The sequence below is a fragment of the Sorangium sp. So ce1014 genome (assembly GCF_051521505.1).
Taxonomy (GTDB): Bacteria; Myxococcota_A; Polyangia; order Polyangiales; family Polyangiaceae; genus Sorangium.
The window spans coordinates 9099264-9124024 of the sequence record NZ_CP150356.1 but is presented as its reverse complement, the minus strand read 5'-3'; the positions used below and the strand labels follow the sequence as shown (position 1 = coordinate 9124024).

At 71.2% G+C, this 24761-nt stretch carries 18 protein-coding genes; 8 read left to right on the top strand and 10 right to left on the bottom strand.

Annotated features, from left to right (window positions below; genetic code table 11):
• Positions 1–38: 38 nt before the first annotated feature.
• From WME75_RS34530 to WME75_RS34510, 5 genes are all read right to left on the bottom strand, one after another.
• Positions 39–821, bottom strand: coding sequence for a DUF5995 family protein (locus WME75_RS34530; RefSeq protein ID WP_437479827.1), 783 nt, complete (start codon positions 819–821; stop codon positions 39–41).
• A 1139-nt stretch (positions 822–1960) separates the two neighbouring features.
• Positions 1961–2734, bottom strand: coding sequence for a succinate dehydrogenase/fumarate reductase iron-sulfur subunit (locus WME75_RS34525; RefSeq protein WP_437479824.1), 774 nt, complete (start codon positions 2732–2734; stop codon positions 1961–1963).
• Positions 2734–4647, bottom strand: a complete 1914-nt coding sequence (locus WME75_RS34520) for a fumarate reductase/succinate dehydrogenase flavoprotein subunit (protein WP_437479822.1) — start codon at positions 4645–4647, stop codon at positions 2734–2736. Before WME75_RS34520 ends, WME75_RS34525 begins: the two co-directional genes overlap by 1 nt.
• Before the next feature lie 19 nt (positions 4648–4666).
• Positions 4667–5362, bottom strand: a complete 696-nt coding sequence (locus WME75_RS34515) for a succinate dehydrogenase cytochrome b subunit (RefSeq protein WP_437479819.1) — start codon at positions 5360–5362, stop codon at positions 4667–4669.
• A 148-nt stretch (positions 5363–5510) separates the two neighbouring features.
• Positions 5511–6368: a response regulator gene (locus tag WME75_RS34510; RefSeq protein ID WP_437479817.1), complete on the bottom strand. Its 858-nt coding sequence runs from the start codon at positions 6366–6368 to the stop codon at positions 5511–5513.
• 402 nt (positions 6369–6770) lie between these two features.
• Between WME75_RS34510 and WME75_RS34505 the strand changes: the two genes are divergently transcribed.
• From WME75_RS34505 to WME75_RS34490, 4 genes are all read left to right on the top strand, one after another.
• Positions 6771–7160 carry a hypothetical protein gene (locus tag WME75_RS34505; protein WP_437479815.1) on the top strand — a complete coding sequence of 130 codons (390 nt, stop codon included), beginning with the start codon at positions 6771–6773 and terminating at the stop codon, positions 7158–7160.
• Between the two features lie 244 nt (positions 7161–7404).
• Positions 7405–8760 carry a class I SAM-dependent methyltransferase gene (locus tag WME75_RS34500; protein ID WP_437479812.1) on the top strand — a complete coding sequence of 452 codons (1356 nt, stop codon included), beginning with the start codon at positions 7405–7407 and terminating at the stop codon, positions 8758–8760.
• Positions 8761–8847: 87 nt separating this feature from the next.
• Positions 8848–9969 carry an aminopeptidase gene (locus WME75_RS34495; protein WP_437479809.1) on the top strand — a complete coding sequence of 374 codons (1122 nt, stop codon included), beginning with the start codon at positions 8848–8850 and terminating at the stop codon, positions 9967–9969.
• Positions 9970–11348: 1379 nt separating this feature from the next.
• Positions 11349–13607 (top strand): ATP-binding protein, encoded by a 2259-nt coding sequence (locus tag WME75_RS34490; RefSeq protein WP_437479807.1) that lies wholly within the window; start codon positions 11349–11351, stop codon positions 13605–13607.
• 45 nt (positions 13608–13652) lie between these two features.
• Here WME75_RS34490 and WME75_RS34485 read toward each other — a convergent pair whose 3' ends face one another.
• From WME75_RS34485 to WME75_RS34470, 4 genes are all read right to left on the bottom strand, one after another.
• Positions 13653–14171, bottom strand: coding sequence for a nuclear transport factor 2 family protein (locus WME75_RS34485; RefSeq protein ID WP_437479806.1), 519 nt, complete (start codon positions 14169–14171; stop codon positions 13653–13655).
• Between the two features lie 67 nt (positions 14172–14238).
• The gene (locus WME75_RS34480; RefSeq protein WP_437479803.1) at positions 14239–14715 is read right to left on the bottom strand and encodes a response regulator; all 477 of its coding nucleotides are present in this window, start codon (positions 14713–14715) and stop codon (positions 14239–14241) included.
• A 107-nt stretch (positions 14716–14822) separates the two neighbouring features.
• A complete protein-coding gene (gene purL, locus WME75_RS34475; protein WP_437479798.1) occupies positions 14823–17198 on the bottom strand; it encodes a phosphoribosylformylglycinamidine synthase subunit PurL in 2376 nt (791 codons plus the stop codon).
• Between the two features lie 186 nt (positions 17199–17384).
• Entirely contained in the window at positions 17385–18659 is a 1275-nt protein-coding gene (locus WME75_RS34470) for a SpoIIE family protein phosphatase (protein ID WP_437479795.1), read from the bottom strand.
• Positions 18660–19013: 354 nt separating this feature from the next.
• Between WME75_RS34470 and WME75_RS34465 the strand changes: the two genes are divergently transcribed.
• From WME75_RS34465 to WME75_RS34450, 4 genes are read left to right on the top strand one after another with little or no spacing between them, the layout of a single operon-like run.
• On the top strand, positions 19014–20012 hold the full coding sequence (locus tag WME75_RS34465; RefSeq protein ID WP_437479793.1) for a LolA family protein: 999 nt from the start codon (positions 19014–19016) through the stop codon (positions 20010–20012).
• The gene (locus WME75_RS34460) at positions 20012–22000 is read left to right on the top strand and encodes a class I SAM-dependent methyltransferase (protein WP_437479790.1); all 1989 of its coding nucleotides are present in this window, start codon (positions 20012–20014) and stop codon (positions 21998–22000) included. The genes WME75_RS34465 and WME75_RS34460 overlap by 1 nt, the downstream gene beginning before the upstream one ends.
• The gene (gene prs, locus WME75_RS34455; protein WP_437479788.1) at positions 21997–22920 is read left to right on the top strand and encodes a ribose-phosphate diphosphokinase; all 924 of its coding nucleotides are present in this window, start codon (positions 21997–21999) and stop codon (positions 22918–22920) included. Before WME75_RS34460 ends, prs begins: the two co-directional genes overlap by 4 nt.
• 57 nt (positions 22921–22977) lie before the next feature.
• The gene (locus tag WME75_RS34450) at positions 22978–24081 is read left to right on the top strand and encodes a tetratricopeptide repeat protein (protein ID WP_437479785.1); all 1104 of its coding nucleotides are present in this window, start codon (positions 22978–22980) and stop codon (positions 24079–24081) included.
• 84 nt (positions 24082–24165) lie between these two features.
• Here WME75_RS34450 and WME75_RS34445 read toward each other — a convergent pair whose 3' ends face one another.
• Positions 24166–24696 carry a hypothetical protein gene (locus WME75_RS34445; protein WP_437479782.1) on the bottom strand — a complete coding sequence of 177 codons (531 nt, stop codon included), beginning with the start codon at positions 24694–24696 and terminating at the stop codon, positions 24166–24168.
• Between the last annotated feature and the right edge of the window lie 65 nt (positions 24697–24761).

The following is a 24761-nucleotide window of genomic DNA, read 5'->3' as shown; positions in this document are numbered from 1 at the left end:
ACGATCGGACGGGGCTCCGGTTGCGGACCGGCACGCGATCACGCGGCCCTTGACAGGAGGCGGAGCGCGACGCCGGGCGCCTGGTGGAGCGAGGGCAGCGCGAGCATCCGCCCGATGCGCGCGGAGCGCTGCTCCACGCCGCGGGCGACCGCCGCCCGCTCGACCGGGCCGTGCGCCGCGAGCAGGGCCAGCACGTCGGCCCAGACGCGCTCGCGCCAGCGCGAGAGCATCTCCATCGACACCCAGATCGCGAGCTCCGGGGCGGTGTCGCGGAAGATCGCGCTCAGGGGGCAGCCGTGCCGGGTGGCGAGGCGCTCGAGCGCCTCGGTGACCGCGCGGCGGAGGAGCGTATTGACCTCATCGTGATCGTGCTTGAGCCGCGCGAGCATCCTCGGATCGCCGCCGTGCCCGAACTCGACGATCGTCGCGTGGATCCCGAAGACCAGGTCGTAGTTGATGTGGGCGCTGAAGCCGAGCAGGGCGTTCTGCACGGGAGGCGTGAACCGCGACGCCGTGCTCGCGTACGCGATGTGCCAGGCGCCGCAGTCCTGCGCCGCGCCCCGCTCGTACCAGCGGAACGTCTCGAGGTACCGCTCGCAGAACCGGCCGGCGAGGCGGGAGATCCACGCCGGCTCGAGGAATATGCCATCGCGCCGCTCCACCTGCGCCGCGACAGCGCGCGTGACGATACCGTAGACGTCGGTGAACGCCGCCCGCCGATCGCCCGCGGCGATGAGGCGATCCGTCACGGTGTCGAGAACAACGGCAGCATCGTGGACGCTCGTTGGATGCAGATTAAGGCCGTCGATGCAGCTGCTCATGAAGTCCCCTCCTACTTCTTCGCTCGTCAAAGAGACCTGATCTGATGTTCGAACTTCCGCATCCGACCGCCTCGCTCGCGCCGGCCGCGCCGCCGGCACGCAGCACGAACGGCGCAGCAGAGGCGTCGTCCGGCGGTCCGCCCGGACCCGGTCGCGCTGGTCTGCGTCCCGATGCGCATAGTCCCCATGTCGAAAGCGGATCTCGAGACCCGCCGGGAGAAAGGTCGCCGCGGATGCTGCCCTTGCTTCTCCTACTGCCGGCCCTCCCCATGACCGGCCCCCCGCAGAAGAGCGATGACTCGATGCGATCTAGATGCGCTCGCGGCGGGATGCCCCCCCTCGCTGCGGCGCTCTAAGTTGAACCTAGTCTACGACATCGGGTGGGGTGACCACAATTGTCTTATGAGCCCTGATCCCGTTCGGGACAGCTTCGAAGTTATTCTAACTATCGAGCTCGAACAAGCGGCAGTTGACCCTGACACGTTTCTTTGTTGCGCGGGAGAGCGCCACGGCATCTTCCGGGTTGCGCTGCCACTGAAGCGGAGGCTCGTCGATCTCGGAAACCCCCCCACTCGCGTGGGCGCAAGTCGCGAGGAGATGTTCTCGAAACATGCCGAGTGTTTATCCGATGTTGGCTGTACGGCTTGCGCTGAAGATGTGAAGAATGTTTAGGAAGTCCCTGAGTCGCCGCTCAGGAAACTCCTGGTCCGCTTTCCACAGGGGAGGTGCATTCTTTGCGTTTCCCGTGAAAAATGGTGCGGAAATACCGGGTGCGGTCGCTTTTATGTCGCGGCGGTGGGGGGCGGTGTGGCCGCGCCGGCGTACACGGTGACGCCAGGGCTCGCCTGTCATGCCGCGGGGCGGTGCTCGGGTGATCCTCGCGCCGAAACCCTGCAGCCTGCGCCTCTCAGGCACCGGGGGCCCGCCGTACGGCGGCGATGACCCGGAGGGCTGCGCGCGTCACCGCCGGGAGGAGGGGGCGCAGCCGGGGCGCAGCCCCGCCTGTTGCGGGCGGGATGGCCGCGACGGAGAGCGCCGCCGTTCACGGCGCGCGCGGGGAGGGTCTTCGCTGTCGAGGAGGAGAAGGAGAGCGCCGGCCTTCGGTCCAGGCCGGCGGGGCGGCGCGGCGCGCCCGCGCCTCAGCCGGTGCCGGTCTTGGTCTGCACGTCGCGGTAGCCCAGCGTCGCGCGCAGGTAATCGCGGTTCATCTGCGCGATCACGTCGAGCGAGATCTCCTTCGGGCAGACCGCCTCGCACTCGCCGACGTTCGTGCAGTGGCCGAAGTTCTCGACGCGCATCTGGCCCACCATGTTGAGGCTCCGCTGATCGCGCTCCGGCTGGCCCTGCGGCAGGATGTTCAGGTGCGTGAGCTTCGCCGCGGTGAAGAGCGAGGCCGACGCGTTCGGACACGACGCGACACAGGCGCCGCAGCCGATGCACGCCGCCGCGTCCATGGAGCGCTCGGCGATCGGCTTCGGCACGGGGATGGCGTTCGCGTCCGGCGCGCTGCCGGTCGGCACCGAGACGTAGCCGCCCGCCGCGATGATGCGGTCGAACGCGCTGCGGTCCACCGCGAGGTCGCTCACGACGGGGAAGGCCTGGGCCCGCCACGGCTCGAGCCACAGCACATCGCCGTCCTTATAGTGACGCATGTGCAGCTGACACACGGTCGTCCCACGGAGGGGGCCGTGCGCCTGGCCGTTGATCATGAAGCCACACATGCCGCAGATGCCCTCGCGACAGTCGTGATCGAACGCGATCGGCTCCTCACCCTTGAGGATGAGCCGTTGATTGAGCACGTCGAGCATCTCGAGGAAGGACATGTGCTCGCTGACGTCAGGCACATCGTACGTGACGAACCGGCCCGCTTCGTACTTGCCCTTCTGACGCCAGACATGGAGGGTGAGGCGCATTATTTGTAACTCCGCTGCGTTAGGTGAACCTCGTTGAACTGGAGCGGCTCCTTGTGGAGCTCCTGGGCCTGACCTTCGCCTCGCCATCCCCAGGCGGCGACATAGCTGAAGGCGTCGTCGTCGCGCTTCGCCTCGCCCTCGGGGGTCTGGTGCTCCTCGCGGAAGTGCCCGCCGCACGACTCTTCACGCTGGAGGGCGTCGCGACACATGAGCTCCGCCAGCTCGAAGAAGTCGGCGACGCGCGCCGCCTTCTCGAGCTCCTGGTTCAGGCCGGTGCTCGTGCCCGAGACGCGGACGTCGCGGTGGAACTGCTCCCGGAGCTCCGGGATCCGCGCGAGCGCGCCCTTCAGCCCGGCCGCGTTGCGCGCCATCCCGCACTGCTCCCACATGATCTTGCCGAGCTCGCGGTGGAATGAGTCGGCCGTGCGCGAGCCGTTCGCGGCGAGCAGCTTGTTCAGCCGGGCGCCCGCGTCGCGCTCGGCGTCCCTCACGGCGGGGTGGAGGTCGTCGACCCGCTCGAGCTTCGTCGACGCGAGGTAGTCGCCGATGGTGTAGGGGATGACGAAGTAGCCGTCGGCCAGGCCCTGCATCAGCGCGCTCGCCCCGAGGCGGTTCGCGCCGTGGTCGGAGAAGTTCGCCTCGCCGAGCACGTACATGCCGGGGATCGTGCTCATGAGGTTGTAGTCGACCCAGAGCCCGCCCATCGTGTAGTGGATGGCCGGGTAGATGCGCATGGGGACGGCGTACGGGTCGTCGCCGGTGATGCGCTCGTACATGTCGAAGAGGTTGCCGTAGCGCTCGGCGATGGCCGGCTTGCCGAGGCGCCGGATGGCGTCCGAGAAGTCGAGGTACACGCCGAGCCGCGTCGGCCCCACGCCGCGGCCCTCGTCGCAGACCGCCTTCGCCGCGCGCGACGCGACGTCGCGCGGCACGAGGTTGCCGAAGCTCGGATAGCGGCGCTCGAGGTAGTAGTCGCGCTCGCCTTCGGGGATGAGCTCCGGCGCGCGGGTGTCGCCCGGGTTCGTGGGCACCCAGATGCGGCCGTCGTTCCGGAGCGACTCGCTCATGAGCGTCAGCTTCGACTGGTACTCGCCCGAGACGGGGATGCACGTCGGGTGGATCTGGGTGAAGCAGGGGTTGGCGAAGAGCGCGCCCCGCTTGTGCGCCCGCCAGATGGCGGTGGCGTTCGACCCCTTCGCGTTCGTCGAGAGGAAGAACACGTTGCCGTAGCCGCCCGAGGCGAGGACGACCGCGTCGCCGAGGTGCGTCTCGAGCGCCCCCGTGATCAGGTCGCGGGTGACGAGGCCGCGCGCCTTGCCGTCGACCACGATGAGGTCGAGCATCTCGGTGCGCGGGTACATCTTCACCTTGCCGAGGCCGATCTGCCGCTCGAGCGCCTGGTAGGCGCCGAGGAGGAGCTGCTGCCCCGTCTGCCCGCGCGCGTAGAACGTCCGCGACACCTGCGCGCCGCCGAAGGAGCGGTTCGCGAGCACGCCGCCGTACTCGCGCGCGAACGGCACGCCCTGCGCGGCGCACTGGTCGATGATGTTCACGCTGATCTGCGCGAGCCGGTACACGTTGGCCTCGCGCGCGCGGTAGTCGCCGCCCTTCACGGTGTCGTAGAAGAGGCGGTAGATGCTGTCGCCGTCGTTCTGGTAGTTCTTCGCGGCGTTGATGCCGCCCTGCGCGGCGATGCTGTGGGCGCGGCGCGGAGAGTCCTGGAAGCAGAAGCTCTTCACGTTGTAGCCGAGCTCGGCCAGCGTCGCGCTCGCCGCGCCGCCGGCGAGGCCGGTGCCGACGACGAGGATCGTGTACTTGCGCTTGTTCGCCGGGTTGACGAGCTTCAGGTTGAAGCGGTGCTGGTCCCACATCTTTTCGATGGGACCTTCGGGGATCTTCGCATTGAGCTGCATGGTGACGGACGCTCCGGGCTCAGCGGACGAGGCCGAACAGGACGGCCAGCGGGATGGACGAGAAGCCGACGGCGAGCAGGATCGACGACGCGGCCGCGAACTTCTTGAGCGCCGGCGTGTAGCGCGGGTGGCTGAGGCCCATCGACTGGAACATGCTCCACGCGCCGTGGTAGAGGTGCAGCGCGAGCAGGCCCATCGCCACCATGTAGGCAATCGCCACGGGCGCCGAGCTGAAGCCCTTCACGACGTTGTCGTAGGCGTCGAGCGGCACGAAGTCGGGGTGCACGGTGCCCGTCGTCAGGTGCAGCAGATGATAGAGGATGAAGGCGGCGAGGACGCCGCCGCTCAGCAGCATCGTGCGCGCGGCGAGGTTCGGGTGCCTCTGCCCCTTCACCTGATAGCGGACCGGCCGGGCGGCGCGGCTGTGCTGCGCGAGCGATACGCCCGTGTAGACGTGGACGACGAGGGCGGCGAGGAGGACCAGCCGCGTCCCCCAGAGCAGCGAGGGGGTTCCGTGGAGGAAGGCTGCATAGTCATTGAACTTCTGCCGGCCGAGGAAGACCTGCAGGTTGCCGGCCATGTGGCCGATCACGAAGCCGAAGAAGACGACGCCGCTCAGCGCCATCGCGAACTTCTTGCCGACGAGATCCCGGTAGAAGAGCGCGACGCGCTGGGCCCTGGTGGGGAGAGTCGATGGGGCAGCAGTGGGGCTCATCGCTCCCCTCCTTTAGTGGGGCGCGAACGCGTTAGCCAGAGGGAATCTCGAGCCCGCTCACCGCAGAATTTGCGGGCGTCGGCCGCAGATCTCGGCCGAGCGAAGCGCGCTGCCCGCGCCGTCGCGGCGCGGGGGGCGAGCGTCAGCGTCAGGCGGCGCGGGGGCCGGCGCGCCGTACCTTGTGCCCGTAAAACGCGAGCGCGAGCGCGATCGCGAAGATGCCGATGGCCTGCTCTTCCTGGCTGGTGAACTCCGGCAGGTGCTCGTCGCGGAGCACCACGAGGCCGCCGAACGAGCTCTCGCCCAGGCGGAGCGGCGCCACGATGGCGGCGCCGAAGCGATCGCCCTCCGCGGTGCAGAGCAGATCGGGCGCGTCGTCCGCGGACAGGCGGACGGGGGCGAGCGCGCCCTCGATCTGGCCAACGAGCCGCGCGATGAACGCTGCAGGGACCTCGGCGCCGGACGCCGCCTGGTAGAGCGCGGCCCCGTGATCGAGCGCGAGGGAGAGCGCGGCGCCGGTCGTATAGACCACCTTCGCCGCTAGATCCACGGCGCGCTCGGGGAAGTCGTCGCGCGAGAGGGAGGCGACAAGGGCGGCGCTCGCCTGGTGGACGGCCGCCACGGCGTCGAGGTGGGTGCGCAGCATCGCCGCCCCGAGCAGCCGCTTCATGTCCTCGATGTCGTACGGCTTCTCGAGGATGTCGTACGCGCCGCTCTTCATGCACTCCACGGCGGCCTGCGCGCTCGAGCACGGGGCGCCGACGATGATCTCGAGGTCCGGGCTGATCGCCTTGAGCGCGGCGATGGTCCCGGCGCCCTCCATGCCGGGCGCCCTCACGTCGGCGACCGCGAGGTCGAACCGGCGCGCCTTGACGAGCTCGAGCGCGGCGAGCCCGCTCTCGGCGCACGTGACGTCGAAGCCGCCGTCGCTGAGCTCGACCGCTAGCCTGTCGAGGATCCTCTTCTCGGCGTCTACCACCAGCACATGGGGTCGGGCCTGGCTCACTGATGCCTCCTCCTCGGGTCTACAGGGGGTGCGCCGCGCCGCCTCGCCGTCAGGCGCCGCGGTGATCGCGCGACGACCGCGTCGGTCGCGGCGGATGTCGATCCACCCGGCGGAGCCCCCTCCGAATCTCTACCAGCTGTCCAATGTTCGCCTACAGTCCAATAGAACCGGTATTCCAGCGAAACGGAAGCCGAAGCGGCGTTGACACAGTCCTCCTTTGACAGGACGCGGCGCCGCGCGCCCGGCGCGGATGTGCTCCGGTATGCCGACTCCAGTGGGCCGTGTGAGCGCTCCTCGCAGGGCGAGAGCGCGGGGGGCGCGCGTCGGAAGGCCTGTTTCACGGAGGCGCCGTGGTGTGGTCGCGCGCCGCACGGCGGAGAGGATGTGGTCGATGCTCTGCGGGTGGCCGCCGGCGACGTCGGTCCTGTGGATCGTTGTGTCAACGCGCTCCCGGCCGTGCTGGGCAGCGAGGGCGTCGCTGCCGCTCTCCACAAGGAGGAGCTCGAGCGCTGCGCGGTCCGTGAGCTCGTCGAGCGCGACGTGGTCCGTGAGCTCGTCGAGCGCGACGAGGTCGCGGCGGATGTCCTCGCGGCTCGCTGTGTGCGCGCAGCCGCCCGACGGGCCGTCGATCCCGATCGTGAACGCGCGCGCCGAGACGTCGCGATCGCGGCGGCGGATGCCCGCGGAGCAGACGACCGGATCGGGGAGCGGACCGGCGACGGCGACGGGTCGCGACCCGAAGTAGATAAGGAGAAACTGGAATCCTCTTCCCGGTTTCTTCCCTTCTCCTGAAACATGAAACCTCCCCGACACGAAACTGTTGTCGGGAGTCCCCCGAACCCCGCTGTGATGCGGATCGCGCCCGGCGATACGTTCCTCCTCTCCCCGACGACAGCGCGTGTCCGGGTGGTTCGCCGGCCGTTGTGGGCGTTACGAGACTCGTTTCGTGGTGTTGACGAAGATGACATGTCGCTTGACGGGAAAGCGCAGCTCGGTTCAGCTCGTCGGGCGGCCGGGGGGTCGCGGAGGGGGTCCGATGTTCATCGTCAGGAAGGGCGAAGTTCCGCTGTTGTCCCGTTGGGTGATGGAGGCGGCCTCGCGCCTGCTGGAGCGCCATGACGGGACCCCGTTCGAGCTGCGCTTGTGGGGCGGCGAGCGGCTGCGCTTCGGCGCGGGCGCGCCGGCGTTCGCCGTGACGTTCAGGACGCGCCGGGCGCTCTGCGAGGCGGCGCTCCGGGGCACCCTGGGTCTCGGTGAGGCGTATATCCGGCGCGAGGTCACGTTCGACGGAGATCTCGAGGACTCGCTCGCCGGCCTGTTCCAGCTCGCGCGGCCTCTGCGGTCCGTCGAGGCGCGCCTGCCGCGCCTCGCGCTCGCGCTGCCGTCGTGCGAGGGCGGCCTCTCGGGCGTGCTCGACGCGCTCCGGCTCGGGCTGCTCTCCGGCTCGGCGAGGCGCGAGAAGCTCGCCGTCGAGCGCCACTATGGGCTCGGCAACGACTTCTATCCACTTTACCTCGACAGGCGCCTCCAGACCTCGTGCGGCTACTTCCGGTCTCCGGGCGAGGCGCTCGACGACGCGCAGGCGCACAAGATCTCCCTCGTCGCGCGGAAGCTCGCGCTCCGGCGGGGGCACCGGCTCCTCGACCTCGGCTGCGGGTGGGGCCACCTCATGTTTCACGCCGCGGAGACCTACGGCGTGCAGTGCCTCGGGATCACCCTCTGCGAGAACCAGGCGAGGTACATCCGCGAGCAGGCGGCGGCGCGGCGGCTCCCGGTCGAGGTCCGCGTGATGAGCTGCGAGGAGCTCGAGGGCGAGCCGCGGTGGGATCGGCTCGTCTCCCTGGGCTCGATGTGCCACGCCGGCGCGCGCCGGATCGGCGTGTTCTACGACAAGGTGAAGGCGCTGCTCGCCGAGGGCGGCGTCTGCCTGCTCGAGAGCGTCACCCGGGAGCAGGAGTCGCCGCGGACTGACCCCTTCGTGCAAAAGCACATCTTCCCTGGGTACTGGCCTCCATCGATCCAGGGGATGGCGGCGCGCGCCGCCGCGCGCGGCCTCGACGTGCTCGACGCGGAGAACCTGCGGCGCCACTCCGCGCTCACGGCGCGCTGCTGGCGCCGCAACTTCCTGGACAACCGGGAGAAGATCGAGCGGGTCACCGGCTTTGACGCCGTCTTCCTGAGGACATGGGAGTTCTACCTGGCCTGCGCCGCCGCCGCGTTCCGCAGCGGGTACCTGGGCGCCGTGCAGATGGTGCTGTCGAACGGGGCCCCGCGCGATTACCCGCTCGCGCGTGAGCCCCTGTACGCCGCGGAGGAGCCCTCGCCGCGGGAGCGCGCGCCGATCGTCCCGGCCGTGCAGTTCAGCTCGTGGGGGGCGGCCGCGCCGTCCTGATCTGCCGGGCGGCGCTGTCCCGCCGGCACGCGCGCCCTCCGCGCGGAAGATCTTGTGAAGCCCGCGCGGCCAGCTATCAGCTAGAGTATGAGCGAACGGCTACCGGCCAGCGCCCGTCCCGGCGCCGTGCCCTCGTGGTCTGCGTCGCGCCCTCGCCGCCTGGCGCGCGCGGGCAAGGCGGCCTCCGTGCTCTTCGCGGTCGCGCTCTGCTCCCTGCTCTCCTCGTGTACCCAGATCCGCTACATCGCGCAGGCGGGCCTCGGTCAGCTCTCGATGGCGTGGAGCGCCGAGTCGCTCGAGGACGCCGTCGGCGACGCCCGCAGGCCGTGGCGGACGCGCGCGCTGCTGCGCGAGGTCCCGCATATCAAGCGCTTCGGAGAGCGCCATGGGCTCACCCCGACCGGCAATTACAGGACGTATGTCGAGCTCGATCGCCCGGCCGCGGTGTGGGTGGTGAGCGCGTGCGAGCCGCTCCGGTTCCGCTCCAAGACGTGGAGCTTCCCCATCGTCGGCAACGTTCCCTATGTGGGCTGGTTCGATCTCAAGGAGGCCAGGGCCTTCGCGGCGCCGCTCAAGGCGGATGGCTGGGACGTCGACGTGCGCCCGGCGGGCGCGTACTCGACGCTCGGCTGGCTGGAGGATCCGGTCCTGTCCACGATGATCTCGAGCGGGGACGAGGCGCTCGGCGAGCTCGCCAACGTGGTGCTGCACGAGTCGCTGCACGCGACGCTGTACGTGAAGGGCCAGACGAGGCTGAACGAGAGCCTCGCGAGCTTCGTCGGGGACGAGCTCGCCAAGGTCTACCTGGATGAGCGGCTGGGCCCGTTCTCCGCGGAGAAGACGGCCTACATGAGGGAGCAGGAGAGGAGTGAGGCCCGGGCGCGCGCGCTGCACGACGCCTACGTCCACCTCAACCGGCTGTACGCGTCCCCGGCGTCAGACGCCGAGAAGCGGGCCGAGAAGAAGGCGGTGCTGGCCCGGCTCAAGGAGGACATCGGGGCGCGCCGCCCGCTCAACAACGCCTCGCTCGTGCAGTTCCGCGTCTACAACTCGGGGACCCCGGAGCTCGAGGCGCTGCTCGCGACCTGCGGCGGCAGCTGGCCAAGGTTCCTTGGCGCGCTGAGGAAGCTCGAGGGCCACAGGTTCTCTGCGCCCCAGGAGAACATCGGCCGGGTGGTCGAGCCGCTGATCCGGGCCGGGTGCAGGTAGCGCCGTGCCTGCGTAGGCATGTGTGCCGCGCTGCGCGCTTGCCGGCCGCCGCGCGCCGCGTGCCGGGGTGCGCTGCGCGCGCGTGCCGCGGTGCGCGCCGCGTACCGTGCTGCGCGCTGGAACCCGTATGCAGCGTCAAAATACGCTGCGGTGCGTCGCGCGGTGCGTGCCGCATCATTGCAATCGTCCGCTCTCACGACGCAATGCAGGGTGACCGGCCCCCGGTGAGTGAACGTTTTCATGTCCAGGTGAGAATTCAGTTCTGGATCTGAACCCATCCGTGGATCGGACCAGTCCCTGCGGAAATGTATGACGGGCATCGCACCTCCGGGCGGCGCGGTCCGCTGCTGAAGGCCGGGTTCTGCGGGTTTTTTGGCCTCCGGGGCCCGTTCGTGCGGGGGGATCGAGGTTGGCCCGCCGGTTGCTGAGTGTATCCCCCAGATGTCGCTCCCGCTCGCCGCTCGGTTTCATGGGGATTCGAAGAGAGCGGCCCCTCTGGCACATCGTTCGCAGTGCAAGCCCCCGTCGTTGGGGGGCGCCGAGCGAGGGGATCGACGGCAGCCCACGCCGAGCGATCGGGACCCCGCCGCCACCTGGATGCGATGGACCTTGCTGTCGGCTGCTTGATTGACTTGTCGCCGTGCGCCGGCGGAGAGAGCTTCGGTTTGCGTGACGATAACCGCCTTGCGAGGCGATTAAGGAGGGATGAGCGAGGCACGCGCGATGCGCGTCGCCGAACGAGATGGCTTATCGTGATCGGCCTGTCGACCTTGGTCTGAGCTTCTCTTACCTCTTGCGGCTCTCGAGTTCGACTCTGCTTCGCGCTTCGCTTCAGCTTGCCCTCTGCTTCGCTTGAGCTTGCCCCTACGATTCCGGTCTGCGCTTCATCCTTTGCTTTCGCTTCTTCTTTTGCTTTGACTCACTTCTTGGATTGTATTACTCTTCGCCTCCGCTTCGACTTCTTCTTTGCTCGTTCTTTCGTTCTTGATTGCGCTTTCTATTGCTTTCTGTCGCTTTTCTGGCTTTCCTGACTTGTTTCTTGTGACCGCGGGTCTTTCAGGTCTCTCCGGTGGATCCTCATTCCACCGGCGCTCCTGAGCGGCTCCGGTGGGGCCGCAGCAGCGGACCTCAGGCCGGCGGGCTCTCCCGACCGGCCTTTCTTTTTTTTGCGCTACTGGCGCGAACACGCGCCGACGTCCGTGTTGCCGGGAGCGGCCCACCGGGGAGCGACCGCGCGCCGGTCGACCGGGGCGGCAGCGGCCGAACGGCTCGACTCGGCCACAGAAATACAGTAACGACGAGCCCTTCGAACGAGCCGCGCGCCCTCCTCGCCGTCGCGAGGTCCTGTCGAGGGGGCGTGGTCCAGCGGAGGGCGGGACATGATGCAGGGGCGCGGTGACCCGGGACAGGGCGTTGACCTCTCGAATTGCGCGGTCGAGCCCATCCATATCCCCGGGAGGATCCAGCCGCACGGAGCGCTTGTCGCGCTCTCTCCCCGCGACCTCGCCGTCCGGCATGTCAGCCTCAATGTCGGCGCCGTGCTCGGGAGCGGGCCCGAAGACCTCCTCGGGCGCTCTCTCCTCGATTTCATCGCTCCGGCGGCGGGAGGAGATCTCGAGTCCATCCTCCGGTCTCCGGCGCCCGGCGCGCTGAACCCGCTGAAGGTGAGCCCCAGGAAGCAGGGCGCGACGGCGTGGCTCGACGCGATCGCGCACCGGGCGGGCGAGCTGCTAATCGTGGAGCTCGAGCCGCAAGGCGCGCCGGGCGACGTGTCGTTCTCGAGCGTGTACCGGGTGATTCACGCGGCGATCGAGCGGATCCAGTCGGCGGCGGGGCTCTTCGACGCGTGCGAGGCGACGGCCGAGGAGATCAAGCGCCTCACCGGCTACGACCGGGTGATGATCTACAGGTTCGATCGCGCCTGGAACGGCGAGGTCATCGCCGAGGCCAGGGAGCCGGACATCGAGCCTTACCTCGGGCTGCGCTATCCGGCCTCCGACATCCCGCCGCAGGCGCGGGAGCTCTATCTCCGGAGCTGGCTCCGCATCATCCCGGACGTCGACTACCGGCCGTCGGACATCGTCCCTCCGCCGGACGAGCCCATCGATCTCAGCTTCTCCGTGCTGAGGAGCGTCTCGCCGATGCACATCCAGTACCTCAAGAACATGGGGGTCGGCGCCTCGATGAGCGTCTCGCTCATCCGCGAGGGGGTCCTCTGGGGGCTCATCGCCTGCCACCACCGCACGGCAAGGCCGCTGTCGTTCGAGATCCGGCAGGGCTGCGAGCTCTGCGGCAGGTTCCTGTCGATCCAGCTCACGGCCAAGGAGAAGCTCGAGGACGGGGGGCAGAAGCAGGCGCTCAAGGCCCTGACGGACGAGATCGTCGCGACGGTCTCGCGCCGGGAAGATCTCAGGGTCGGGCTCGCCGAGAGCGCCGGAGCGCTCATGGAGCTCGCGGACGCGCCGGGCGTCGCCGTGCTCCATGGCGAGGCGGCGACCCCGCTCGGCGCCGCGCCCGGGCCGGAGGAGCTCAGGCGCCTGCACGCGTGGCTCCGGCGCACCGTCGCGGATCAGCCGGTGTTTCACGCCGAGTCCCTGTCGAGGGTCGAGCCCGACTTCGCCCGCATCAAGGACGTGGCGAGCGGCGTGCTCTGCCTCTCCATCCCCGAGCCGGATCCCTGGTACGTTGTCTGGTTCCGGCCCGAGGTGATCCAGACGGTGAGCTGGGGCGGCAACCCCGAGAAGCCGGTCGAGAGCTCGGCCGAGGGGGCGGTGCTCGGTCCCAGGCGCTCCTTCGCGCTGTGGAAGCAGGTCGTGGAGCAGACCGCCGTCGCCTGGAAGCCCGCCGAGATCGAGGCGGTCGAGCTGCTCCGGCGCGCGCTCATCGAGCTCGACCTCACGCGGCAGGTCGTCCGGGAGAGGAGCGCGCGCGCCGCGGCCGAGCGGAGCAACGCCGAGCTCGAGCAGTTCGGGTACATCGTGGCGCACGACCTCAAGGAGCCGCTCCGCGGGATCGGGTCGTTCGCGACCTTCGTGATGGAGGACGACGGGGCCGCCCTCTCGGCCGAGTCGCAGGGCTACATGCGGCGCATCGGCGACCTCGCCGTGAGCACGATGAAGCTCCTCAGCTCTCTTTACGAATACTCCCGCATCGGCAACGTGGACTTCTCCTTCGGGGAGGTCGACCTGAGCGAGGTGCTGGCGGATGTCGAGCGGCGGCTGGCCGGCTCGCTCCTGCAGCGCGGCGCCGAGATCCGCGCGCCGCGGAGGCTCCCCAGGGTGGTCTGCGACCGCATCCGGATCGCCGAGGTGCTGGCCAACCTCATCTCGAACGGCATCAAGTACAACGCGAGCCCCGCGCCCTGGGTGGAGGTGGGCTTCGACGAGACCTCGATTCCCACCGTCTTCCACGTCAAGGACAACGGCGTGGGCATCCCCGCGGATGAGCGGCACCGGCTCTTCACGATGTTCGAGCGGCTCTCGACAGCGGCGCAGTACGGCGAGGGGACCGGCTCGGGGCTCGCCATCACCCAGCGGATCATCGAGCGTCACAAGGGGCGGATCTGGGCGGATTCACCCCCGACCGGGGGCACGGCGTTCTACTTCACCCTCGCCGAGGCGCCCCTCACGGACCCGTGACCCGCCAGCGCACCAGCGTGTCGGCCGGGGGCCCCGGCGTCGCGGTCAGAGGCCGTCGTCGTCGGGAGCGCGCCGGGGGTGGACGGTGGCGGAGACGATCTTCCAGTCTCCGTCGACCTTCTCGAGCCGGAGCGCCACGGGCAGGTCGTCGCGCCGGGCCGGCTGTCCATGCCGGGCGCCGGTGACGGTCGCGGTGGCGGTCACCTCGGCGGTCATGCCGGCCGGATCGACCTGGATCTCCGTGTCGCCGAAGCTCACGTCCGCGGTCTGATAGACGACCGCGGCCTGGGTCGCGGCCGCCGCGAGGTCGTCACGGCCGCTGAGCCGATCGCCGATCTCGACGACGCGGGCGCTCGCCTCCTTCGTGAAGATCTCGGCGAACTCCTTGCGAAGGCGGCCGTGGCGCACAAGCGGGTTCCGCTCGCCGTCATCGATGCGCACCGCGGCCTCGAGCTGGGCGAGCCGGTCGCGGATCCGGTCCTCCTCGGAGGGCGAGAACAGCAGCGCCACCACGGCGAGGACGGCGCCGAGGGCGATGAGCCCGAGCGGGAGCCAGCGTTTCATCAGGAAAGTATAGGCGACCGGCGCCGCGCGGGCGCGCGAATCCCCCCGGGCGGAGCGCAGCCGCGCGTCAGGTTCCGGCGCTTCCGGCGCGGGGCGCGGAGCCGGTCCGCGCAGGAGCGGCGAGCGCGTCCGCTCGGGCGCTGGTCGTCACCACGGCGAGGACGCCCACCCTGAGGGCGGTCAGGACGGCCTCGCGGAGCCGGGCGGAGCCGGCCACCTCTTTCCAGAGATAGCCCGCGATGCCGAGCGACTGGGCCCGCGTCAGCATCATCGGTGCCGGCTGGCCAGTGATGAGGATCACCGGGGCATCGGTGACGCGCTTGAGCTTCTCGAGCAGCTCCAGGCCATCCATGTCGGGGAGGCGGTAGTCGAGAAGGATGCAATCGGGCGGGCTCTTCCGGCACTCCTCGAGGGCAGCCTTGGCCGTCGGCGCCTCGATCAGCGTGACATCGATGTCCGCCCAGTCCCTCAGATAGCGCCCGTAGAGGCTGCGATCGATCTCGCTGTCCTCGATGAGGAGGATCACGGCTTTGCGGAGCGCCATGGGCACCAATCTCCTTTGTCCCGGCGCAGGACGCAAGTTGGACGGTGCACGCAGCGCGTGGGGAACCGCCCGGAACATCGATGGGCAGACCCCGAGTCGCCTGCTCGTTAGCTCCCGACGATCGGCTCGAGGCACCGGTCGCGCGCGTCGCGCAGCGCGCCGAGCTCGACGTCGATCGTCAGCGCGCCGCCGGCGGCCGCGAGCGTGAGCCGGTCGCCGCCGGTGGTGCCGAGCTCGGTGCAGGGCACGCCGGCCTCCCTGGCCCTCCGCGCGACCTCGGGCGCGTCCTCGGGCCGGACGCTGACGACGATGCGGCTCGGCGCCTCGCCGAACAACGCCTCGGCGAGCTCCTCGCGCGCTCCATCGCTCGGCGCCTCCGGCAGCCGCACGCGGGCGCCCACCATCGCCGCCGGGTCGTCGGCGGCGGCGCAGCACTCGCCGAGGGCGATCGCGAGCCCGCCGTCCGAGATGTCGTGCGCGCTCTGGAGGAGCCGCGGACGCGAGCGGGCGAGCGCGAGGCAGAGCCCCTGGAGCCGCACCTCGCGATCGAGATCGATCGCGGGGCTCGGCCCCTTCACCTCGCCGGTGTGGCGCGCGACGTACTCCGAGCCGCCGAGCGGGCCGCCGCGCGGGTCGCCGAGCAGCAGCACCGAGAGGCCGGCGGCCGGGAACGAGGCGCGCAGCACGTCGCCCGCGTCCGCGACGAGCCCCACGACGGCGACCGTCGGCGTCGGCAGGATCGCGCGGCCGTCGGTCTCGTTGTAGAGCGACACGTTGCCGCTCACGACGGGCACCGAGAGCGCGCGGCACGCCGCCGCCATGCCGTCGATCGCGAGCGCGAACTGCCGCATGATCTCCGGCCGCTCCGGGTTGCCGAAGTTGAGGCAGTCGGTCAGGCCGATCGGCTCGGCGCCCGAGCACACGACGTTGCGGCACGCCTCCGCCACGGCCATCGCCGCGCCCTGGAACGGGTCGAGCTCGCAGAGGCGCCCGTTGCAGTCGCTCGAGAACGCGAGGAGCTTCTCGTACCGCTGGTCGTCCTTGTCGCAGGGGACGCGCACCACCGCCGCGTCGCTGCCGGCGCGGACCTCGGTGCCGCCCCGCACGATCTGGTCGTACTGCCGCCACACCCACGCGCGCGAGCCGAGGTTCGGCGAGCCCGCCATCGCGAGGAAGAGCTCGGACCACGAGGACGGCGCCGGGAGGGTGCGCGGGTCGAACGCCCGGCGCGCCGGCAGCGCGGCGTCGTCGCGCTGCGGGCGATCGTACTTCGGCGCCGCGTCGGTCAGGAAGTCGACAGGGAGGTCGCAGACGACGACCGGGCTGCGAGCGACGCCGGCGGCCGCGCCGCCGAGCGGGTCGTAGCCGGGCGTGGCGCGCACGACCCAGCGGCCCGTGTCGGTCACCTGGCCGATGATCGCCGCGTCGAGCTCCCACTTCGTGCAGATCTCGATGACGCGCGCCTCGCACCCGGGCTTCGCGACGAGGAGCATGCGCTCCTGCGACTCGCTGAGGAGCATCTCGTACGGCGTGAGCCGGGCGGCGCGCCGCGGGACGAGGTCGAGGTCGAGGTCGAGGCCGCTGCCGCTCCTGCCCGCCATCTCGACCGACGACGAGGTGAGCCCCGCGGCGCCCATGTCCTGGACGCCGACGAGCAGGTCCTCGGCGAAGATCTCGAGGCACGCCTCGAGCAGGAGCTTCTCCATGAAGGGGTCGCCGACCTGCACCGTGGGCCGCTGGCTCGGGCCGCCCTCGGAGAACTCGTCCGAGGCCATGGTGGCGCCGTGGATGCCGTCGCGCCCCGTCTTGGCGCCGACGTAGAGCACGTTGTTGCCGATGCCGCTCGCGCGCCCGTAGAAGATGCGGTCTGTGCGGACCACGCCGCAGGTGAAGGCGTTGACGAGGATGTTGCCGTCGTAGGCGCGGTCGAAGAAGAGCTCGCCGCCCACGGTCGGCACGCCGATGCAGTTGCCGTAGCCGCCGACGCCCGCGACGACGCCGCGGAGCAGCTGCGGCGTGCGCGGGTGGTCCGGCCGGCCGAAGCGGAGCGAGTCGAGGTTGGCGATGGGGCGCGCGCCCATCGTGAAGACGTCGCGCAGGATGCCGCCGACGCCGGTGGCGGCGCCCTGGTACGGCTCGATGTACGACGGGTGGTTGTGCGACTCCATCTTGAAGACGGCCGCGAACCCGTCGCCGATGTCGACGACGCCCGCGTTCTCGCCGGGCCCCTGGATGACGCGCGGGCCGGTCGTGGGCAGCCGGGCGAGGTGCACGCGGGAGCTCTTGTACGAGCAGTGCTCGCTCCACATCACGCTGAGCACCCCGAGCTCGGTGAAACTCGGCTGCCGTCCGAGGTGCTCGCGCGCGCGCTCCCACTCGCTCGCCGAGAGCTTGTGCGCCTGCGCGAGCGCGATGTCGACCGGCGGATCGCCGGGGAAGGGGGAGGGGGAGCCAGGAGGAGGGGCAGCAACGACAGCGCTCATCGCGGGCCTAGCTAGCGCAAGGACGGGGGGAGGGGAAGCAGGGGAGCGGCCCCCTCGGAACAGAGCGGGGCTCGCCCGCACAGGAGGCGGGTCCAGATCGGCGCTTTCGGCGCGGAGGCGTACTCCGGTACGCCGAGCACCGAAAACGTCGAGATGGGCCCGCATCCGAAGCGGGCGAGCTCCGCTCTACGCGTCGCGCTTGACGAGGAGGGCGGTGAGGTCGTCGATCTGCTTCGCCGAGCCGGCGAAGCGGCGCACCTCGGCGAGGAGGGCGCCGAGGATGTCGGAGGTGGGACGCGCGTGCAGGCGGTGGATGAGGTCGCCGACGCGCTCCTTGCCGAACACCTGGCCGGCGGCGTCCTGGTACTCGTAAAAGCCGTCGGTGAGCAGCACGAGGAGGTCGCCCGGCGCCATCACGAGGGGAGGCGGCGGAGGCAGGTCGAGGTCCTTGAACATGCCGAGCGGGACCGTCGTCGGGTCGCGCCACGCGAGCTGACCCTCGGCCGCCCGGTAATGGAGGAGCGGCCCCTGCCCGGCCGCGTGGTAGCGGAGCTGGTGGGTGACCGGGTCGAGGATCCCGAGGAACGCCGTGATGAAGCGGTCGTTCGGCAGGTCCTCGATGAGCTGCTGGTTGATATGGTGAATGAGCGCGTCCATGTCGGCCGAGAGGCGCAGGCCGATGCGGAGCATCGCGCGGAACTGCGTCACGCTGAGCGCGGGGCCGATGCCGTGGCCGGCCGCGTCCGCGAGCAGGAGGAGGATCGGGGACATGTCCGCGCGCTCGTCGAGCCGGATGACGTCGTAGATGTCGCCGCCGGTGTCGTCCGCCGGCTTGCTGAACGCCGACAGCGAGTATCCGGGGCAGCGCGGGAGCCGGCGCAGGAGGATGTTCTGCTGGATGTCGCGCGCGATGGTGAGGTCGTGCTCGAGCTTGATCTTGATCATGCGCTCCTCGAGCAGGAGCGTGCGCTGCACGGCGACGGCCGCCTGCGCCGCGAGCAGCTCGGCGACGTCGCTCTCGTCCGGGCCGAAGTGGCCCGCCGCCGAATTCAGCATCTGCAGCACGCCGACGAGCTTGTCGTCGAGCCCGATGAGCGGCACCGTGATCACGGATTTCGTGTGATATCCCGTCCGGCGGTCGATCTCCGGATTGAACCGCGGGTCGGTATAGCAATCGTCGACGACGACGGTCCGGCGCTTGCGCGCGCACTCGCCGGCGATGCCCTTGTCGATGCTGACGCGGATCTGCGCCTCGCCCGTGGCGACACGCGAGTAGAGCTCTTTGGCCTCCTCGTCGTAGAGGAAGACGCTCCCGCGGTCGGCGCCTATCACCTCCCGCCCCGTCTTGATGATGAGCTCGAGCAGCTCCGTGAGGTCGCACGGCGCCGCGAGCTTGCGCGAGACGTCCAGGATCAGGATGAGCGACGACGCATCGATCAGGGAAGGAGTGCCCACGCGCATGCGGTCGGAGAGTTTGGGCTACGTGGAAATAGGGGTCAAGACATGGTCTCGCCCGGGATGCTCGAGGCGAGCTCGTCGACCAGGGCGTGTCGCGTCCGCCGTCGCTCCCGCGGCCGTTTTCATCGTGATTCCATCGTGATTTCCCTCGCGGTTCCGTGGTCGGGCCGGCGTCCTTCGCAGCGCGCCATCCATTATTTTTCGAGCGGCGCTGGTCGAGCGCGCCCCGGCGACGACGCGAGAGCGCCCTCGAGGTCAGCGCGGCGGCGCGCGGGCAGCGGCGTCGTCGGCGCTACCACCTCGGCCCTACCTGTCCTAGAACACGCGACGCACACTCCCTTGAAAGCGAGCTCTTCGATGATCCGCCTCCGCCTCGCCGCCCTCGCCCTGCCCGCTGCCCTGGCCGCGGCGGCCTGCGACGCGCCGCCCGCTCCGGCCGGCGCGGCGGCCGACGCCGCGCCGTCGGCCGCCGCGCCGCCGGAGCCGCCGCCCCCTGCCGTCGCGCCGCCGGCGAGCGCCCCCGCGGCGCCCGCGGGCGCGGAGGGCGCGGCCGACGCGGCGGCGCCGGCGGACGCGGGCGCGCCAGGGGAAGACGCGGGCCGGAAGCCGCCCGTGGACGCGGGGGGCGCGACGGCAGCGCGCGACGCGGGGGGCGCGACGGCAGCGGGCGACGCGGGGGGTGCGCGTGCCGAGGCGCCGGCGGCGACCACCGCGCCGGCGCCGGGCGCGGGGGCGCCGCCCCCTGTGCCGCCCGCCGAGGCCGGATCCGCGGACGCCGTGGCGGCGGAGGTCGACGCGATCTTCGTCGGCAAGAAGACGTACTTCGCCCGCTTCAAGCAGGAGCACACGCAGAAGATCTCCGGCGCCGTCAAGAAGCAGAGCGGCACGCTCTCGGTCGCGAAGCCGGACAGGATCTCGTTTCGCTACGACCCGCCGAACCAGAACCGCATCGTCTCCGACGGCGTGTCGCTCAAGGTCTACGTCGCCGAGGACCGGCAGATGTTCGTGACGCGGGTGCAGAACTCGGAGTATCCGGGCGCCCTCTCGTTCCTCATGGGCCACGGGCTCCGCCCGTCGTTCACGTTCACCTTCAACGAGAAGGCGAGCTTCGCGGGCGGCCCCGTGCTCGTCGGCAAGCCGCGGGCGCCGACTCCTCACTACGAGTTCGTGATGTTCTATATCGACAGGGCGCTCCTCGCGAAGAAGGACCCGGGCGTCGTGCGCCGCGTCCTCATCGTCGACGCGCAGGGCAACCGGAACCGGTTCGACTTCGAGGACGCGTCGCAGCCCGCGTCGATCGATCCCGCGGAGTTCCAGTTCACCGCGCCGCCCGGCACCGACGTCAAGCAGAATTGATGACCCCGCCCCTCTCGCTCTCAGAGCTCTTTCCCGACTTCCATCCGGAGTGGATCCTCGCCGAGGACGCGGATCTCATCGTTGTCGACAAGCCGGCTGGCCTGTCGACGCACGCGCCGGAGGCGGACCGGATCGACGATGTGGTGACGCGCCTCCGCGCCTTCCTCCGCGGCCGGGGCGACGCCGAGGCGTACCTCGGGATCCACCAGCGGCTCGATCGCGACACCTCGGGGGTCCTCCTGTTCACGCGCCGGCGCGAGGCGAACGCCGCCGTCGCGCGGCAGTTCGAGGGGCGCACCGTGCAGAAGACGTACGTCGCCGCCGTCTCCGGCTTCGGCGATCGCGCGCCGCGCGGCACGCTGCGGCACCGCCTCGTCCCGGCGCCGGGCGGCGCGATGCGCGCGATCGCCGAGGCCGGCGCAGGGCGGGAGGATCGGGGCGCGGGGCGGGAGGATCGGGGCGCGGGGCGGAAGGATCGGGGCGCGGGGCGGGAGGATCGGGGCGCGGGCGGCCAGCAGAAAGCCGCCGGCGGCGTGCTGGCGATCACCCGCTACCGGCTCCTCGAGCGCCGCGGCGACCGCGCCCTGCTCGAGCTCCGGCCCGAGACCGGCCGCACCCACCAGCTCAGGGTGCAGCTCGCCGCGATCGGCTTGCCCATCACCGGCGATCCGCTCTACGGCGGCGCCGAGGCCCCGCGCCTGCTCCTGCACGCCGCCGAGCTCCGCCTCGAGCACCCGGCCACGGGCGCGGCCGCGACCTTCCGATCGCAGCTGCCAGCGGCCTTCGAGGCGTGGCTCGCGGCCTCGGCCGTGGACCCGTACGCGGGGGGCGTCGCGGTCGTCGAGCGCGCCATGCGCGAGGCCGCCGAGCGGCGCTACGGCGTCGCGCGCGCCGGCGACACCACGGCGTTCCGGCTCGTCCACGGCGCGGGCGACGGCCTGCCCTTCGTCTCGGTCGACCTCTACGGCGAGCACCTCGTCGTGTCGCTGTTCGGCGCGGGCGAGGGCGAGCCGGGCGCGCCGCCGCGCGACGTCGTGCTCGACGCGGCCCACCGGCTCGGGGCGAGGGGCGTCTACCTCAAGGTGCGCCCGAAGCACGCGAGCGTCATCGTGGACGCGCGGCGCGAGGAGTTCTCCCCGCGGCACGCCGTCCGCGGGGAGAGCGCCCCGGAGGAGCTCACCGTCCTCGAGCACGGGCTGCCGTTCAAGGTGCGGCTCGGCGACGGGCTCTCGACCGGCATCTTCCTCGACCAGCGCGAGAACCGGCGGCGGGTGCGCGAGCTCGCCCGGGGCGCGCGGGTGCTGAACCTGTTCGCCTACACGGGCGGCTTCTCCGTCGCGGCCGTGGCGGGCGGCGCGCGCGAGAGCGTCACGGTCGACGTGTCCCGGGGCGCTGTTGCCTGGGCGCGCGAGAACCTCGACGCGATCGGCGCGGATGCGGCGGCGCACGTCGTGGTCGAGGCCGACGTGTTCCCGTGGCTGAAGACCGCCGCCCAGGCCGGCCAGCGCTTCGACCTCATCGTGATCGATCCGCCGAGCTTCGCGACCACGAAGAAGAGTCGCTTCAGCGCGGCGAGCGATTTCGGCGCGCTCGCCGCGCTCGCCTTCCGCCTGCTCGCCCCGGGCGGCCGGTTGCTCGCGTGCACAAACCACCGCGGCATCGTGCGCGCCAAGTTCCGGCGCCATTTGCACGAGGCCGCGCGTGAAGCAGGATGCGACGTCGTGCAGATGAAAGATCTCCCCGATCCCATCGACTTCCCGAGCGAGCCGGGCATGGAGCCCCACCTGAAGAGCGTCCTCGCCAGCGTGGGCGCGCCTCCCGCGAAGGCCGGGCTGCCCACGAAGGGCGCGCCTCCTGCGAAGGCCGCGCCGCCCGCGAAGGGCGCGCCTCGTGCGAAGGCCGCGCCGCCCGCGAAGGGCGCGCCGGCCCGCGGCGCTCGTCGAGGGCCCGCCGCGCCGGGCCGGGCGCCCCGACGGGGGGCGCGATGAGCCAGCGCCGTCTCCTCATCACGATCCGCTCGTACGCGTACCTCGAGCCCGCCTTCCTGGCCGCAGGCGACTTCGAGCGCGGCCTCGTCGAGCGCAAGAGCTTCCCGGACGGCGAGCGCTACCTGCGCGTCGCGGTCGAGTGCTGGGGGCGCGACGTGGTCCTGCTCGGCGGCGCCCCGCAGGACCTCGACTGGCTCGAGATCTACGACCTCGGCTGCGCCATCTCGCGCGCCGGCGCCCGGTCGCTCTCCATCGTGATGCCCTATTTCGGCTACGCGACCATGGAGCGGGCCGTGAAGCCGGGCGAGGTGGTGACCGCGAAGACGCGGGCGCGGCTCATCTCGGCGATCCCGGCGTGCGACGCGGGCACGCGCGTCTTCCTCTTCGATCTGCACACCGACGGCATCGAGTTCTACTTCAGCGACTCGCACGTGACGCGCCACCTGTACGGCGCTCCGCTCATCACGCAGGCGGTCCGCGAGCTGATGGGCGATCGCCCGTACGTGCTCGCGGCGACGGACGCCGGCCGGGCCAAGTGGGTGCAGAGCCTCGCCCGCGGCCTCGGCGTCGAGCCGGCGTTCGTCTACAAGGAGCGGCGGGGCGACGGGCTCGGCGTGACCGGCGTCAACGCCGATGTCTCGGGCCGCGAGGTCGTCATCTACGACGACATGGTCCGCACCGGCTCGTCGCTCGTCCAGGCGGGGCGCGCCTACCTCGCCGCCGGGGCCTCCAAGGTCCACGCCGTCGCGAGCCACCTCGTCCTGCCGGGCGACTCGCTCGAGAAGATCAGGAAGGCCGGCGTGTTCACGACGCTGCTCGGCACCGACTCGCACCCTGGCAGCCAGCAGCTCGCCGAACCGCCCGGCGCCCTGCGCTCGGTGGCGCCGCTCCTGGTGCGCGCGCTAGAGCGGGAGACCTAGCGCACCTCCGGCGAGGGGCGATTCAGGCACCGTGTCGCCAGGCTCGTCCACGGTTTCATGAGAGAGGGAACCTCAGCGCCACAGAGCACACAGAGGGCTCTCCGCGAGCGCGCCCTCCATCATCTCTCGACGGGCATGCTCCGGGAGGCGCGCTCGGACGCCGGCGAGGCGCTCGCGCTCATCGAGCGGGAGCTCGGGCCTGACCACCCGGAGTCGGCCGGCGCGCTCCTCCTGCTCTCGCAGATCGCGGCGACGTCCGGCGACCCTCGGGCCGCTGAAGCGCACGCGCGCCGCGCTGTCCGCGTCCTCGCGCCGGCCCGAGGACGCGGCGAGTTGGCGCGGCTCCGCGTCCAGGCGTGGCGCGCCCTCGCCGCGAGCGCTCGACTCCAGGGCCGCTACGTGGACGCCGCGGGGCGCGCCCGCCGCGCGCTCCGGCTTGTCGAGGCGGCCTTCGGCGCCCGCGACGTCGAGGTCGCCGCCTGCCTCAACGAGCTCGCGATGAGCTGCAAGTACCGCGGACGCTTCGCCGAGGGGGCGCGGCTCTACCGCCGGGCGCTCCGCATCCTCGAGCGGGTCCACGGGCCGGACCACCCCGAGCTCTCGCCCGTGCTTCACAACCTCGGTGGGCTCGAGCACGCCCGCGGCCGCGCCGCCCGCGGAGAGCCGTTCGCGCGCCGCTCGGTGGCGCTGCGCGAGGCCGCGCTCGGACCGGAGCACCCGCTCGTCGCGGAGGACGCCGCCGCGCTCGCCGCGATCCTCGATGCCCAGGGGAAGCGCGGCGAGGCGGAGGCGCTCTACAGGCGCGCGCTCGCCATCTTCGAGCGTGCGCACGGCCCCGCGCATCACGAGGTCGCGTTCACCACGAGCAACCTCGCCGCCCTGCTCTACGCGAACGGGGAGCTCGACGCCGCAGCACGCCTGTTCCGCAAGGCGATCCGGATCCTGGACGAGCTCCTCGGCCCGGCCCACCCCGACCTGGCGATGGCGCTCAACAACCTCGGCGTGTTGCGCCTGGGGCAGGGCAAGCGCGCGTCGGCTCGGCCGCTGCTGGAGAGGGCGCTCGCCATCTACGAGGCGACGCTCGGCCCAGGTCACCCGACGCTCGCGGCCTGCCGGGAGAACCTCGCGGCGGCGGGCCGCGCCGCCCCGCCGCTGGCCTGACGAGCCGCCGCGCATCGCGTCGCGGCGGCTTCAGGCGCGGCGCTGGCTCCCGTCAGCGGCGTCACGCGCGTCACGCGCCGCGGGTCACCGCGGGCGGCGGCTCGAGGGCGCAGCGCCCGCTGCTGTCCGTGCCCGCCGCCCGGCCTTGCCCCCGGCCTTCTTCGCGCCACCGACCCGGAGGAGCGTGCCGTTGTGGTTGGCGCCGATGGGGACCACGGCCTTCACGTAGCTGGATCCGGAGACCGAGCCGCTGCACATGATGCTGAGCGTCCCGATATACGCCCCCGGCGTCGAAGGCGGCGCGAAGCTCACGTTGACGGTCCGCGTGCCCTGGAAGGAGGTCGGGCAGTTCGAGAAGCCGAAATACTGGCTCGACATGCTGCACTGGCAGCCCGACAGGCTCGCCCCCTGGCTATCGACGACGACCGAGCTCCAGACCGTCGACTGCCCCGAGACCGTTCCGAAGTTACGAACCTCCGGGTCGGCGGTCAGCGCCTGGGCTGCCTCGCCGAGGGCGTCCTCTTCCCCCGCGCCATCGACGCTGTCCGCCACGCAGCTCGATGCACCCAAGCTCGCCAGCAACAGTGTTCCGACCATCACACACGATTTCTTCACGAAGACCTCCTCCAGTGCATTTCTTACGTGACATGCGACTGCCCGACGCGAGGACGCGCGTGGTC

Excerpts from the sequence above, each read along its gene's own strand:
- WME75_RS34530 (WP_437479827.1), bottom strand. The coding sequence starts at position 821 with ATGAGCAGCTGCATCGACGGCCTTAATCTGCATCCAACGAGCGTCCAC.
- WME75_RS34525 (WP_437479824.1), bottom strand. The coding sequence starts at position 2,734 with ATGCGCCTCACCCTCCATGTCTGGCGTCAGAAGGGCAAGTACGAAGCG.
- WME75_RS34520 (WP_437479822.1), bottom strand. The coding sequence starts at position 4,647 with ATGCAGCTCAATGCGAAGATCCCCGAAGGTCCCATCGAAAAGATGTGG.
- WME75_RS34515 (WP_437479819.1), bottom strand. The coding sequence starts at position 5,362 with ATGAGCCCCACTGCTGCCCCATCGACTCTCCCCACCAGGGCCCAGCGC.
- WME75_RS34500 (WP_437479812.1), top strand. The coding sequence starts at position 7,405 with ATGTTCATCGTCAGGAAGGGCGAAGTTCCGCTGTTGTCCCGTTGGGTG.
- WME75_RS34495 (WP_437479809.1), top strand. The coding sequence starts at position 8,848 with ATGAGCGAACGGCTACCGGCCAGCGCCCGTCCCGGCGCCGTGCCCTCG.
- WME75_RS34490 (WP_437479807.1), top strand. The coding sequence starts at position 11,349 with ATGATGCAGGGGCGCGGTGACCCGGGACAGGGCGTTGACCTCTCGAAT.
- WME75_RS34485 (WP_437479806.1), bottom strand. The coding sequence starts at position 14,171 with ATGAAACGCTGGCTCCCGCTCGGGCTCATCGCCCTCGGCGCCGTCCTC.
- WME75_RS34480 (WP_437479803.1), bottom strand. The coding sequence starts at position 14,715 with ATGGCGCTCCGCAAAGCCGTGATCCTCCTCATCGAGGACAGCGAGATC.
- purL (WP_437479798.1), bottom strand. The coding sequence starts at position 17,198 with ATGAGCGCTGTCGTTGCTGCCCCTCCTCCTGGCTCCCCCTCCCCCTTC.
- WME75_RS34470 (WP_437479795.1), bottom strand. The coding sequence starts at position 18,659 with ATGCGCGTGGGCACTCCTTCCCTGATCGATGCGTCGTCGCTCATCCTG.
- WME75_RS34465 (WP_437479793.1), top strand. The coding sequence starts at position 19,014 with ATGATCCGCCTCCGCCTCGCCGCCCTCGCCCTGCCCGCTGCCCTGGCC.
- WME75_RS34460 (WP_437479790.1), top strand. The coding sequence starts at position 20,012 with ATGACCCCGCCCCTCTCGCTCTCAGAGCTCTTTCCCGACTTCCATCCG.
- prs (WP_437479788.1), top strand. The coding sequence starts at position 21,997 with ATGAGCCAGCGCCGTCTCCTCATCACGATCCGCTCGTACGCGTACCTC.
- WME75_RS34450 (WP_437479785.1), top strand. The coding sequence starts at position 22,978 with ATGAGAGAGGGAACCTCAGCGCCACAGAGCACACAGAGGGCTCTCCGC.